Annotated in this window: 12 protein-coding genes; 11 read left to right on the top strand and 1 reads right to left on the bottom strand. The window is 58.9% G+C overall.

Features of this window, described 5'->3' with window-relative positions; translation table 11 throughout:
• The first annotated feature begins 319 nt into the window (after nucleotides 1–319).
• From mgtE to CGS49_RS08735, 8 genes are all read left to right on the top strand, one after another.
• A complete protein-coding gene (mgtE, locus tag CGS49_RS08700; RefSeq protein WP_097801456.1) occupies nucleotides 320–1,681 on the top strand; it encodes a magnesium transporter in 1,362 nt (453 codons plus the stop codon).
• A gap of 398 nt (nucleotides 1,682–2,079) precedes the next feature.
• Nucleotides 2,080–3,123, top strand: a complete 1,044-nt coding sequence (locus CGS49_RS08705; RefSeq protein ID WP_097801457.1) for a galactose ABC transporter substrate-binding protein — start codon at nucleotides 2,080–2,082, stop codon at nucleotides 3,121–3,123.
• 162 nt (nucleotides 3,124–3,285) lie between these two features.
• Nucleotides 3,286–4,824, top strand: coding sequence for a sugar ABC transporter ATP-binding protein (locus CGS49_RS08710; protein ID WP_097801458.1), 1,539 nt, complete (start codon nucleotides 3,286–3,288; stop codon nucleotides 4,822–4,824).
• Between the two features lie 18 nt (nucleotides 4,825–4,842).
• Complete coding sequence (locus CGS49_RS08715; protein WP_097801459.1) at nucleotides 4,843–5,841, top strand: ABC transporter permease subunit; 999 nt, start codon at nucleotides 4,843–4,845, stop codon at nucleotides 5,839–5,841.
• A gap of 108 nt (nucleotides 5,842–5,949) precedes the next feature.
• Nucleotides 5,950–6,270: a hypothetical protein gene (locus CGS49_RS08720; protein ID WP_097801460.1), complete on the top strand. Its 321-nt coding sequence runs from the start codon at nucleotides 5,950–5,952 to the stop codon at nucleotides 6,268–6,270.
• 166 nt (nucleotides 6,271–6,436) lie between these two features.
• Complete coding sequence (locus CGS49_RS08725) at nucleotides 6,437–7,402, top strand: TAXI family TRAP transporter solute-binding subunit (protein WP_097801461.1); 966 nt, start codon at nucleotides 6,437–6,439, stop codon at nucleotides 7,400–7,402.
• A gap of 28 nt (nucleotides 7,403–7,430) precedes the next feature.
• Nucleotides 7,431–8,618, top strand: a complete 1,188-nt coding sequence (gene gltS, locus CGS49_RS08730; protein ID WP_097801462.1) for a sodium/glutamate symporter — start codon at nucleotides 7,431–7,433, stop codon at nucleotides 8,616–8,618.
• Between the two features lie 52 nt (nucleotides 8,619–8,670).
• Complete coding sequence (locus tag CGS49_RS08735; RefSeq protein ID WP_097801463.1) at nucleotides 8,671–8,886, top strand: hypothetical protein; 216 nt, start codon at nucleotides 8,671–8,673, stop codon at nucleotides 8,884–8,886.
• A 268-nt stretch (nucleotides 8,887–9,154) separates the two neighbouring features.
• Here the strand turns inward: CGS49_RS08735 and CGS49_RS08740 are convergent, their stop codons facing one another.
• Nucleotides 9,155–10,525, bottom strand: coding sequence for an NCS2 family permease (locus CGS49_RS08740; RefSeq protein ID WP_097801464.1), 1,371 nt, complete (start codon nucleotides 10,523–10,525; stop codon nucleotides 9,155–9,157).
• On the opposite strand from CGS49_RS08740, the gene CGS49_RS14030 reads away from it, so the two are divergent.
• The 3 genes from CGS49_RS14030 (at nucleotide 10,524) to CGS49_RS08750 (ending at nucleotide 12,653) form a co-directional block, all read left to right on the top strand.
• Nucleotides 10,524–10,784, top strand: coding sequence for a hypothetical protein (locus CGS49_RS14030; RefSeq protein WP_143405842.1), 261 nt, complete (start codon nucleotides 10,524–10,526; stop codon nucleotides 10,782–10,784). The two genes, CGS49_RS08740 and CGS49_RS14030, sit on opposite strands and share 2 nt — an antisense overlap.
• Before the next feature lie 142 nt (nucleotides 10,785–10,926).
• Complete coding sequence (locus tag CGS49_RS08745) at nucleotides 10,927–11,208, top strand: chemotaxis protein (protein WP_097801465.1); 282 nt, start codon at nucleotides 10,927–10,929, stop codon at nucleotides 11,206–11,208.
• Nucleotides 11,205–12,653 carry a terminase large subunit domain-containing protein gene (locus tag CGS49_RS08750; protein ID WP_097801466.1) on the top strand — a complete coding sequence of 483 codons (1,449 nt, stop codon included), beginning with the start codon at nucleotides 11,205–11,207 and terminating at the stop codon, nucleotides 12,651–12,653. The genes CGS49_RS08745 and CGS49_RS08750 overlap by 4 nt, the downstream gene beginning before the upstream one ends.
• The last annotated feature ends 42 nt before the right edge of the window (nucleotides 12,654–12,695 follow it).

Genomic DNA, 12,695 nt, shown 5'->3' on the forward strand with positions numbered 1-12,695 from the left:
TACGAAAAATATCGTCGGGCGCTTTTGCTTTTTGTAAAGAACCGGAAAAATTTTCGGCACGGGGTTGACGCGGTGCAAAAGCCGTGGTAAAGTAATGGGCGGAAAACACTGAAATGCTTTTCACAACACAGAAACGAGGTGGTCGTCATGGAACCTGCCGGTAGTAGCAGCACGTTATATCCCCGATCAGTGAACCAGACGGCAGCCTTTGGAAATGCCGGGAAATGGCCCTGCTGTGCGTGAACGCGCACGGCGTGTGTTCGTGTTCCCCTGCGTAGATGATTCAAGCTGCCGCCTGGAAAAAAGGAGGCAGCTTTTTATGTCTGAAATTTCAATCAACACCCTGAAGACCATGCTGGCGAACCTGGATGACGCCAAAAAGTACCAGAGCCTGCGGGACGTGATGGAGACCCTGCCCGCGCCGGACCTGGCCGCCGTGTTTGAAGACCTGCCCGCCGAGAAGCTCCCGGTGCTGTTCCGCCTGTGCCCGAAGGACCTGGCGGCAGACGTGTTCACCGAACTGACGCCCGAGACCCAGCAAAAGCTCATCGACGGGCTGACGGACACCGAGCTGAAGGCCGTGGTGGACGAGCTGTTCGTGGACGATGCCACCGACCTTGTGGAGGAAATGCCGGCCAACGTGGTCAAGCGCATCCTGGGCCAGGCAGACCCGGCCACCCGCCGCATGATCAACGAACTGCTCAAGTACCCCGAGGACTCCGCCGGCGGCGTGATGACCACCGAGTTCATGGAGCTGCGGCCGGACATGACCGTGGCGCAGGCCATGGATGCTATCCGCAAGAACGGCTTTGATAAGGAGACCATCAACAACTGCTACGTCACCGACGGCAGCCGCAAGCTGATCGGCGTGGTGTCGCTGCGGGCGCTGGTGCTGGCCAAGGACACCGCAGAGCCCATCCGCAGCCTGATGGACACCAATGTGGTCAGCGTGGGCACCACCACCGACCAGGAGGATGTCTCCAATCTGTTCGAGAAGTACGGCTTCCTGGCCATCCCGGTGGTGGATGCCGAGAACCGGCTGGTGGGCATCGTGACCATTGACGACGCCATCAGCATCCTGCAGGACGAGGCCAGCGAGGATATCGCCAAGATGAACGCAATCGGCCCGTCCGATAAGCCCTACTTCAAGCAGAGCATGTGGGACCTGTACAAGAGCCGCGCACCGTGGCTGCTGTTTCTGATGATCAGCGCCACCTTCTCCAGCCTGGTCATCCGGGGCTATGAAGATGCACTGGCCGCTGTGACCGTGCTGACCGCCTACATCCCCATGCTGACCGACGCAGGCGGCAACGCGGGCAGCCAGAGCACCTCCACCATCATCCGCGGCATGGCCGTGGGCGATATCCGCCCCCGCGACCTGCCCCGCATCCTGTGGCGTGAGAGCCGCGTGGCACTGCTGTGCGGCGGCACGCTGGCCGTGTGCAACTTTGCCAAGATGCTGCTGCTGGACCGCGTGGCGGCCCCGGTGGCGCTGGTGGTGTGCCTGACCCTGATCTGCACCATCCTGCTCTCGCAACTGATCGGCGGCATCCTGCCGGTGGTGGCCGAAAAGCTGCATGTGGACCCCGCCGTGATGGCTTCGCCCCTGATCACCACCATCGTGGATACCACCACGCTGCTGGTGTATTTCAACATTGCAAAGGCACTGCTGAAACTGTAAAAACGCAAAGAACGAACTCCCTGCGCCCGCAAACGCGGCACGGGGAGTTTTCTTTTTATGTATTCCTGAAAAAACTTTTCAAAAAACACAAGGCAGACCTCAAAGCGCCGAACCCGGAAATGCAACAATTTGTAATCCTTTTGCAAGAATTCTGACACGTTTCCGGCACATTTGTCTGTTGGTTGCAAAAGCATGAAAAATTGTGATGCTTCAAGAAAAGCTTTTGTCAGAGTAGGCTTCCTTTTGTTGAAACCTCACAAAATATTTCCTTCAATCTTGTGAACTTGTTCTCTTGTCATTTTGCCCTGTGCGAAGGTATAATACACACAGGAATTACAGGTGTGTGCGACAATTACGCCTGTAGAAAATGCTGTATACGATTGAAGGAGAACACTATTATGAAAATGATTTCTCGTCGTGACTTCCTGAAGGCTTCTGCTGTTGTCGGCGCTGCCGCCGCCATGACCGCCTGCGGCGGCTCTTCCTCCAGCACTGCTGCATCCAGCGTGGCTTCTTCCACCGCTGCTTCTGCTGCTGCCACCAACGGCTCCGCTACCGTCGGCGTGTGCATCTATCAGTTTGCTGATAACTTTATGACCCTGTACCGTGCCGATCTGGAAGGCTACCTGAAGGACATGGGCTATGCTGTCACCATCATGGACGGCAAGAATGACCAGAACACCCAGACCGAGCAGATCAACACCTTCCTGCAGCAGGGTGTCGATGTCCTGATCATCAACCCCGTGCAGACCACTTCCGCACAGACCATCGTGGACACCGTTTCTCCTTCCGGCACTCCCATCGTGTTCATCAACCGTGAGCCCGACAAGAGCGTTCTGGATTCTTACGCAGACAAGTGCTGCTACGTCGGTGCTGACGCACGTCAGTCCGGTACTTACCAGGGCGAGCTGATCCTGGAGACCGAGACCCAGGGCGATATCAACGGCGACGGCGTGATCACCTACATCATGTGCAAGGGCGACCCCGAGAACATTGATGCACAGTACCGCACCGAGTACTCCATCAAGGCTCTGGAAGATGCCGGCAAGAAGGTGAACTGCCTGTACGAGTACCTGGACAACTGGGACCAGACCACCGCTCAGCAGGACGTTGCAAACGCTCTGTCTCAGTACGGCGATCAGATCGAAGTCGTCTTCTGCAACAACGACGCAATGGCACTGGGCGCTCTGCAGTCCATCCAGCAGGCTGGCCGTACTGTCGGCAAGGACATCTATCTGGTCGGCGTCGATGCACTGGCCGAGGCTGTTCAGGACGTTCTGGATGGCAACATGACCGGTACCGTTCTGAACGATGACGTGGGTCAGGCTACTGCAGCTGCCGAGGCTGCCAAGCTGTACGTCGAAGGCTCCGCTGTTGAGCAGTACTACTGGGTCGACTACGTCAAGGTCACCAAGGACAACGCTTCTGAGTATGTGAAGTAAGACCAAAGTTCCCCGATCGCAAATGCAAGGTGCGCAGTGGACCTTGACAGCTTGAACAAAGCTATAAAGCGCGTGCGTGCGAGAAAATTTCTCCGCGCACGCGCCTTGTTTTGAAAAAAGGTTTTTCTGCGGCCTGAAAAAAGAAAAGGAGGCTTCTGCGGAATGTCAGAATACCGTCTGGTAATGAAAGGCGTGGTCAAGACCTTCCCCGGCGTCAAAGCGCTGGATCACGCACAGCTGGAGCTTCGCCCGGGCAAGGTCATGGCGCTGATGGGTGAAAACGGCGCCGGTAAGTCCACATTGATGAAATGTATGTTCGGCATTTACAAGATGGACGAGGGCGAGATCGAATACGAAGGCGAAAAAGTCACCATCCCCACCCCGTTGGATGCACTGAACCGCGGCATTGCCATGGTGCATCAGGAGCTGCAGCCCATCCCGGCCCGTACCGTGGCCGAGAACATCTGGCTGGGGCGCTACCCCACCAAGAGCTATGGCCCCATCACCGTGGTGGATCACCCCAAAATGTACAAGGACACCGAGGAGCTGCTCAAGAAGCTGAAGCTGGACATCAACCCCCATGCAAAGCTCGGCTCCCTGAGCATCGCTCAGATGCAGATGGTGGAAATCGCCAAGGCCGTTTCCGCAAACTGCAAGGTGCTGATCCTGGACGAGCCCACTTCCTCCCTGACCGCAAACGAAGTGGAATCCCTGTTCCGCATCATGCGGGAGCTGAAGGCTCTGGGCGTCGCACTGGTCTACATCAGCCATAAGATGGACGAGATCAAGGTCATCGCCGACGAAGTCACCATCATGCGCGATGGCCAGTACATCGGCAAGTGGGAAGTGGCGGACATGACCAAGGAGCAGATCATCGCAAAGATGGTCGGCCGTGAGCTGTCCAACCTGTATCCCCCGCTGGAGAACCACCCCTCCGACGAAGTGATGATGAAGGTGGAGGACTTCACTTCCATCCACCCGCGTTCCTTCCGCCACTGCAGCTTCGAGATCCACAAGGGCGAGATCCTGGGCGTGGCCGGTCTGGTGGGTGCCCAGCGTACCGAACTGATGGAAGGCATCTTCGGCCTGCGTGCCCACACCTCCGGCAAGGTGTGGATCAAGGGCGAAGAGGTCACCATCAAGCAGCCCCGCGACGCCATCCGGAAGAGCGTGGCTCTGCTGACCGAGGACCGCCGCGCCACCGGCATCATGGGTGTGCTGAGCGTAGCCGACAACATCTCCATCGCTTCGCTGGACGCCCTGCGCAAGGGCCCCATCATGCTGGACAACAAGAAGATCCTGGATCTGGTGGCCACCAACAAGGAAAAGATGGCCATCAAGGTGCCCAGCCCCAAGACCCAGATCAAGAGCCTTTCCGGCGGCAACCAGCAGAAGGTGCTGATCGCCCGGTGGCTGGCCAACAACCCCGATGTGCTCATTCTGGACGAGCCCACCCGCGGCATCGACGTTGGTGCAAAGTATGAAATTTACTGTATCATCGCCGAGCTGGCAAAGCAGGGCAAGAGCATCATCATGATCTCCTCGGAAATGAGCGAGATCATTGGCATGTCCAACCGCGTCATGGTCATGTGCGATGGCCGCATCACCGGCTTTATCGACGGCAAGGACGCCACCCAGGAAAACATCATGGCTCTGGCCACCCAGTTCGAGACCGCACCCACCGCTGCGGCGAATCAGTAAATAAGGAGGCTGTCTATCGTGGAAGCTACCAAAAAATTGAATGGCAAGGCTGTGGCCAAATGGTTCAGCAACAACGCCATTATCGTGATGATGCTGGCCGTGTCCCTGATCGTCGGCATCATGCATCCCAACTTCTTCTCAGGCACGAACATGATCAACCTGTTCAAGAACGTGTCCATCCGCTACATCATCGCACTGGGTATTTCCGGCTGCCTGATCACCACCGGCAACGACCTGTCGGCCGGTCGTCTGGCTGGTTTTGCCGCCTGCCTGGCCTGCATCTTTGCGCAGACCGAGGGCGCAGCCGGTAAGTTCTACCCCAACATGCACACCCTGCCCACCCCGGTGGTGTTCATCCTGGTCATCGCCATCTGCGCCATCATCGGCCTGTGCAACGGTCTGGTGGTCAGCTACCTGAAGGTGCAGCCCTTCATCGCAACCCTGGGCATGCAGCAGGTGGTCTACGGTATCTGCCTGGTGTACACCGGCGGTACCCCCATCGGCTCCCTGAACAAGAACTTCACCTCTCTGGCATCCAACACCATTCTGGCTGTCCCTGTGCTGATCTGGATCGCTCTTATCGTGGCCGCGTGCTTCTGGTTCCTGTACAACAAGACCCGTCACGGCAAGTACATGTACGCCATCGGCGGCAACGAAGCTGCTGCTGAGGTGGCCGGTGTCAACGTCAACGCCACCAAGATCCGCATCTACATCCTGGCTTCCTGCATGTTCGGTCTGGCAGGCTGCCTGCTGGCTGCAAAGTCCGGCGGCGCATCCGTCAACACCGCACAGGGCTATGAGCTGGACGCCATCGCAGCCTGCACCATCGGCGGTGTTTCCACCACCGGCGGCGTCGGCACCGTGCCCGGCGTTCTGGTGGGCGTTCTGGTCTTTGAGCTGATGAAGGTCGCTCTGCAGTTCATGAACGTCAACTCCTCTTACACCTACATCGTGCAGGGCCTTGTCATCATCGTGGCTGTGGCCATCGATATCCGCAAGTACCTGGCAAAGAAGTAAGACCTCTTTCCGGCGGGCTGTCTGCTTTCGGGCGGGCAGCCCGCTTTTTGGTTTATTTGTTCATGATCGTGTGGTATCATAAAAGAAAACACCATCAGGAGGTGCAGGATGGCACAGCAGACACAGACCCCGGAGCAGCGCGAGGAAGAACTGGCCCGGCGCGAGGCCGCCCTCGCCGCACGGGAGGCAAAGCTTGCGCAGGAGCAGGCTGAACTGGCAGGCCGGAAGGCCGATCTTGAAGCGGGCAAAAAGAGCCTGCTGGACAACGGCGACAAGAACTTTGTGAACGCGAAGGAGAAAATGTACGATAAATTCCCGCTGACAGTGCACCAGATGGATATCATCATCGGGGTGCTGTTTGCGCTGATCGCACTGTTCCTTGTGCTGGGCGTGACCCACACCAGCTTCTTTGGGCTGTTTGGAGGGTGAAGCGCTTTTCGGGTGGAGCGGTAAAATGGCCTTGGCCGTTTTGCCGCTCCTTCTTTTTCTTTGCTGCCGATTTGCGGGAAGTGATTGCATTTCATCTGCAATATGCGTATAATTTATCCTGACAGCTCTGCCGCATTGCGGCGGCAGGGAGAGGAGTGGAAAACGAATGAAAAAGAAATGGTTTGCAGCGGCGCTGGCCGGGACATTGCTGGCAGTGCTGCTGCTGAACGGATGTGCGTCGGCACAGACGGCGAAACGGCTGCGTTTCGGCGTGGCCGGTGAGGGCGGTGTGTACCACGCCTTTGGCGAATTGTATGCCGCACTGGAAAACGAGACGGACAACGGTACCGTGGAGCTCAAGACCACGGCCGGTTCGGCGGCAAATCTGCGCCTGCTGACCGGCGAATACCTGCAGCTGGCCATTGCACAGGGGGACCTTGCGCAGGACGCCTACGACCAGACCGGCATTTTTGCCGATGAGGAGGAGACTCGCGGCTTTGGCGCGGTGGCGGCGCTGTACACCGAGGCCTGCCAGATCGTGGTGCGGGCAGACGCGGACATCCAGTCCGTGGAAGACCTGCAGGGCAAGACCGTGAGCATCGGTGCGGAGGAATCCGGCTCGGAGCAGAACGCACTGCAAATTCTGGCGGCCTACGGCCTGAACGACAAGCTGGTGGACACCGTGAACCTGAACTATGAGGACGCTGCCGCCCAGCTGAAAGCGGGCAAGGTGGATGCCATCTTTATCACAGCAGGCGCACCCAGCCCGGTGCTGACCGAGCTTGCCGGGGAGTGCGGCATCCGTCTGCTGAATGTGGACGGTGCGGCAGCCCAGCGTCTGACGAGCGCTTACAGCGCCTACAGTGCGGTCACGCTGCCGGCAGGTACGTATCCCGGCCAGGACACGGATGTGCAGACCGTGGGCGTGAAAGCCGTTCTGCTGGCCAGCGACGAGCTGCCCGCAAAGCAGGTGCAGAAATTGACCGAGCTGCTGTTCTCCGGCCGGGAGGGTATGGAAGAACAGCTTGGCATTCCGCTGGACGCGGAACAGGATGCTGTAGAGGGCGTTGGCATCCCGTTCCACGCGGGTGCGGCCGCTTACTATAAGGCGGCGGGAATTACGGTCGATTGAGCGGCCGGGAACAGAGGGAAAGCGAAGAATGAAGATCGAATTGGATATGTATCAGACGCTGGCCATTGCCGTGCTGGTGCTGATGCTGGGCAAGTTCCTGCGGGAACGGGTGCGGCTGCTGGAGCGGTTCTGCATCCCGGCACCCGTCATTGGCGGCGTGCTGTTCGCCGTTTTCACCTGCGTGTGCTATGTGACCGGCGTGGCCGAGTTTGCATTTGACGACACACTGAAGGAAGTCTGCATGGTGATGTTCTTCACCTCGGTGGGCTTCCAGGCAAACCTCAAGGTGCTGAAAAGCGGCGGCAGGGCTATGATCGTGTTTCTGGGCGTGGTCATCGTGCTGATCGTCAGCCAGAACTTTATCGCGGTGGGGCTGGCGAAGCTGCTGGGCGTGGATGCTCTGGTGGGCCTGTGCACCGGCTCCATCCCCATGGTGGGCGGCCACGGCACGGCCGGTGCCTTCGGCCCGGTGCTGGAAGACTTCGGCATTCAGGGCGCAACCACCCTGTGCACCGCAGCGGCCACCTACGGCCTGATCGCGGGCAGCATGATGGGCGGCCCGCTGGGCAAGATGCTCATTGAGCGGCACAACCTGCTGGCCACCGTGGTGCCCGAAGACGACAGCCTGCTGGTGGAGGAGGAGATCAAGCACGAGCGCCACACCACCATGTACCCGGCGGCAAGCTTCCAGCTCATCATCGCCATGGGCATCGGCACGGTGCTTTCCAAGGTGCTGAGCCTGACGGGCATGACCTTCCCCATCTATATCGGTGCCATGATCGCGGCGGCGTTTATCCGCAATGTGGGCGAATACGGCGGCGGCTACACCGTGTATATGGGCGAGATCAACGACATCGGCGGCATCTGTCTGTCGCTGTTCCTGGGCATGGCCATGATCACCCTGAAGCTGTGGCAGCTGGCAGAGCTGGCCCTGCCGCTGATCGTGCTGCTGGCGGGCCAGACCCTGTTCATGATCCTGTATGTGACGCTGGTGGTGTTCAACGTGATGGGACGCGACTATGACGCGGCGGTCATCGTGTCCGGTACCTGCGGCTTCGGTATGGGCGCAACGCCCAACGCCATGGCCAACATGCAGGCCATCTGCGACCGGTATTCACCCTCGGTCAAAGCCTATCTGCTGATCCCGCTGGTGGGCAGTCTGTTTGCGGACTTCCTGAACAGCCTGGTCATTACGGTGTTCATCAATTTTATCTGAGAGTGCATCTGGCGGTCCGGGCGGGGAGCCGCACCGGGAAAGGAGACGTGCAATGTCGCTTTATCACCATCTGAAAATGTGGCTGCAGCAGAAGCTGTGGAAAAAACAGCCCCATGACCACGAGGAGGAAACTGTGGCTGTGCCGGAGGTGCACACCGGCAAGGTGGCGCATCACGCGGATGCGGACGGGACGCCTGCGGCGGACAAGCCCATCCATTACGATAACGTAGCCATCCCGGAGATCCATATCCACCCGAGACACAAATAATTCCTATCGTGAAAAGTCGTTTGGAGCGGCCCTGCGGTTGCATAGCAATAAAAGCCCCAGTGGGGCTTTTAAGCAGGCGAGTGGTCTGCGTTAGCAGATGGAAGGGCTTTGCCCTGACAAACGTCGGGGCCGCGACAAACGCGAATAAAAAAGAATGCTTCCGCTGAAGATAGCCAGAGCGAACGCGGAGGCTATTTAAGATCATAAACAGCGCAAAAAGCTCCCGTCCATCGGACGGGAGCTTTTTGTGTGCAATAAAATCAGCGGCTTAGAGGAAGACGTACTTCAGGATGAACAGCACGGTCAGCACGTACATGAGCGGGCTGATCTTCTTCTCCTTGGCCTTGCCGGTGATCACATTGATGAGGGTCCAGGAGATGACGCCGATGGCGATACCCTCAGAGATGCTGTAAGCAGTGGGCATGGCCAGGATGGTCAGGAAGGCAGGGATGCCCTCGCTGGGATCATTGAAGTCGATCTTGACGGCAGAACCCATCATGTAGAAACCCACGATGATCAGGGCCGGAGCCGTTGCAAAGGACGGGATGGTGAGGAACAGCGGGCTGAAGATGGTGGCCAGCAGGAACAGCACACCGGTGGTCATAGCGGTCAGACCGGTGCGGCCGCCCTCGGTAACGCCGGAAGCGCTCTCCACGAAGGTGGTGGTGGTGGAGGTGCCCAGAACGGCACCGGCGCAGGTGGCGATGGAGTCCGCCAGCAGTGCGCCCTTGATGTGGGGCAGCTTGCCGTCCTCATCCAGCATGTCGGCCTTGGAAGCCACGCCGATCAGGGTGCCCAGGGTGTCGAACAGGTCCACGAACAGGAAGGAGAACATGACGGCGAAGAAGTTCAGGAAATCAAAGCCCGAGAAGTCGGTCTTGAACACCTGACCAAAGGTCTTGCCCAGGGCGGAGAAGTCAAAGCTGACGAAGGCGGTGGGGATGACGGAGTACATGCCGGCATCCGGGTTCGGGACGTAAAGGCCGGTGAGCTCGCAGAGGATGCCCAGCACCCAGGTGATGAGGATGCCGTACAGGATACCGCCCTTGACGCGCTTGACCAGCAGGATAGCGGTGATGACCACGCCGATCAGGGCCAGGATGGCGCCCACGCCAACGCTGTGGAAGGTCTCGCCCTTGAAGTGCTGGTAGGTGACCAGGGTGGAATCGCTGTTGACGATCAGCTTTGCGTTCTGCAGACCGACGAAAGCAACGAACAGGCCGATGCCCACGCTGACGGCGCTTTTCAGGGTCATGGGAATGGCGTTGAAGATGCCCTCACGCACATTGGTGAGAGACAGCACGATGAAGATGATGCCTTCCACAAAGACGGCCATCAGGGCCAGCTGCCAGCTGTAGCCCATGGTCAGGACGACCGTGTAGGAGAAGTAGGCGTTCAGGCCCATGCCGGGAGCCAGGGCGAAGGGGTAGTTGGCCAGCAGAGCCATCAGGGCAGTGCCGACGAAGGATGCCAGTGCGGTGGCGATCAGAACAGCCTCGGAGTCCATGCCCGAAGCGGACAGGATGTTGGGGTTGACCGCAAGGATGTAGGCCATGGTCATGAAGGTGGTGATACCAGCCATGATCTCGGTCTTGACATCGGTGTGGTTTTCTTTCAGATGAAAGACATTTTCTAACATGAAGAACCTCCTGATTCCAAATAAAATATCCCGCCAGTGGGAAACAGCGGGAAGAACAGTACCTATTGTAGCATGTTTGAAGGGGCGTTGTCCACGAAAAAAACACAGTTTTTTCATTTTTTGTCCAAATTTCGCAAATGAGTATGACTATAGAGAGCGTGCAGGAAATTTTGCCCGGGCGGGAAAATTACTGCACGTTTTTTTCTTTGCAAAAATCAACGCTTTTCAAAAAACAGCGATGACAGATGATAAAAAATGAGCTGATTTTATACAAACTGAATAATGGCTGTGAAAAAATACTCTGTGGGCCCGAAAAAGTACACCCTGTCGGGATGCGGGAAAGGGTGGTATCCTTTTGCCATGGACAGGCGGAACGCCGGAAAGGAGATGACCTGAACACGATGGGGCAGACAAAACAGGCAAGAGGCCTGGCGAGCCTCGGCCGCGCCACCGACACCCTGAGCACCCTGCTGGCACAGCAGGTGCGGGAGCTGAACGACCGCCAGAAAGCCGCAAAGAGGGAAGGCACGGCGGACCCGGGCACCATGAAGGGACTGAAGGAGGCCACCGCCGTATTGAAAGATCTGGCCGCTGTGGCAAAGACCCTGAACGAGCAGGGCACCCAGACCGAAGGGGCCGAGTGCGGCGTGGTGCTGCTGCCGCAGGTGGAGGAGGAGATATGAACACAGCAGAAAACAGAACGCCGGTGGTGTGGCGGCCCCAGCCCCGGCAGGCCGAATTCATGCGCCGCCCGGAGCCGGAAGCACTGTACGGCGGGGCAGCCGGCGGCGGCAAGAGCGACGCGCTGATCGTGGAAGCGCTGCGGCAGGTGGACATCCCACACTACCGGGCGCTGATCCTGCGCAAGACCTACCCGCAGCTTTCGGACCTGGTGGACAAGAGCCAGATGTACTACCGCAGGGCCTTCCCGAAGGCACAGTACAACGCCACGGCCCATGTGTGGACCTTCCCCAGCGGGGCCAAAATTTACTTTGGCTCCATGCAGTACACAAAAGACCGCACGAACTATCAGGGCAAAGCCTTCGACTTCATCGGCTTCGACGAGCTGACCCACTTTGAGTGGGAGGAGTACAGCTACATGATGAGCCGCAACCGCCCCACCGGCCCGGGCACCCGGGTGTACATGCGGGCCACCACCAACCCCGGCGGCATCGGCCACGGGTGGGTGAAGGCGCGGTTCATCACGCCCGCCCCGCCCGGCACGCCCATCACCGAGGAATATACGGTGAAGTGCCCGGACGGCACCGAGCAGAAGCTGCAAAGGGCGCGGGTGTTCATCCCGTCCAGCATCTTCGATAACCCCGCCCTGCTGGCCAACGACCCGGGATATCTGGCCAGCCTTGCCAGCCTGCCGGAAGCGGAAAAGCAGGCCCTGCTCTACGGCAGCTGGGACAGCTTTTCCGGGCAGGTGTTCACTGAGTGGCGCAACGACCCGGCCCATTACCAGGACCAGCGCTGGACCCACGTTATCGCACCCTTCGCCATCCCGAAGCACTGGGCCATCTACCGCGGGTTCGACTTCGGCTTCTCGAAGCCTTTCTCGGTGGGGTGGTATGCCGCCGACGAGGAGGGGCGGCTCTACCGCATCAAGGAGCTGTACGGCTGCACCGGCCGCCCCAACGAGGGCCTGCGCATCGACCCGGTGGAGCAGGCCCGCCGCATCCGGGAAGCAGAACAGAACGACCCGCTGCTGCGTGGGCGGGCCATTCACGGCATCGCCGACCCGGCCATCTTCGACGAGAGCCGGGGCGAGAGCATCGCCGCCATGATGGAACGCAGCCCGAACTTTCTGCACTGGTCGCCCGGCGACCACACCCGCCTTGCGGGCAAGATGCAGTTCCACTACCGGCTGAACTTTGACACCGACGGCAGACCCATGCTGCAGGTATTCAACACCTGCAAGCACTTTATCCGCACCATCCCGAACCTCGTATACGACGAAAGCAACGTGGAGGACATCGACACCCGGCAGGAGGACCACATTTACGACGAGTGCCGCTATGTGCTGATGGAAAACCCCATCAGCCCGCCGGTGCGCTGTGCGGCACCGCCCATGCCCGACGACCCGCTGGAACTGCACAAGCGGGCAAGATTTTACCGAATTTGAACCTCTCAGGCAGCGCTCCCGAAGGGGCGAGCTTATAAAGAT

This window comes from Faecalibacterium langellae (assembly GCF_002549775.1).
GTDB lineage: Bacteria > Bacillota > Clostridia > Oscillospirales > Ruminococcaceae > Faecalibacterium > Faecalibacterium langellae.

Excerpts from the sequence above, each read along its gene's own strand:
- CGS49_RS08705 (WP_097801457.1), top strand. The coding sequence starts at position 2,080 with ATGAAAATGATTTCTCGTCGTGACTTCCTGAAGGCTTCTGCTGTTGTC.
- gltS (WP_097801462.1), top strand. The coding sequence starts at position 7,431 with ATGAAGATCGAATTGGATATGTATCAGACGCTGGCCATTGCCGTGCTG.
- CGS49_RS08710 (WP_097801458.1), top strand. The coding sequence starts at position 3,286 with ATGTCAGAATACCGTCTGGTAATGAAAGGCGTGGTCAAGACCTTCCCC.
- CGS49_RS08745 (WP_097801465.1), top strand. The coding sequence starts at position 10,927 with ATGGGGCAGACAAAACAGGCAAGAGGCCTGGCGAGCCTCGGCCGCGCC.
- CGS49_RS08750 (WP_097801466.1), top strand. The coding sequence starts at position 11,205 with ATGAACACAGCAGAAAACAGAACGCCGGTGGTGTGGCGGCCCCAGCCC.
- mgtE (WP_097801456.1), top strand. The coding sequence starts at position 320 with ATGTCTGAAATTTCAATCAACACCCTGAAGACCATGCTGGCGAACCTG.
- CGS49_RS08735 (WP_097801463.1), top strand. The coding sequence starts at position 8,671 with ATGTCGCTTTATCACCATCTGAAAATGTGGCTGCAGCAGAAGCTGTGG.
- CGS49_RS14030 (WP_143405842.1), top strand. The coding sequence starts at position 10,524 with ATGAAGAACCTCCTGATTCCAAATAAAATATCCCGCCAGTGGGAAACA.
- CGS49_RS08740 (WP_097801464.1), bottom strand. The coding sequence starts at position 10,525 with ATGTTAGAAAATGTCTTTCATCTGAAAGAAAACCACACCGATGTCAAG.
- CGS49_RS08725 (WP_097801461.1), top strand. The coding sequence starts at position 6,437 with ATGAAAAAGAAATGGTTTGCAGCGGCGCTGGCCGGGACATTGCTGGCA.
- CGS49_RS08720 (WP_097801460.1), top strand. The coding sequence starts at position 5,950 with ATGGCACAGCAGACACAGACCCCGGAGCAGCGCGAGGAAGAACTGGCC.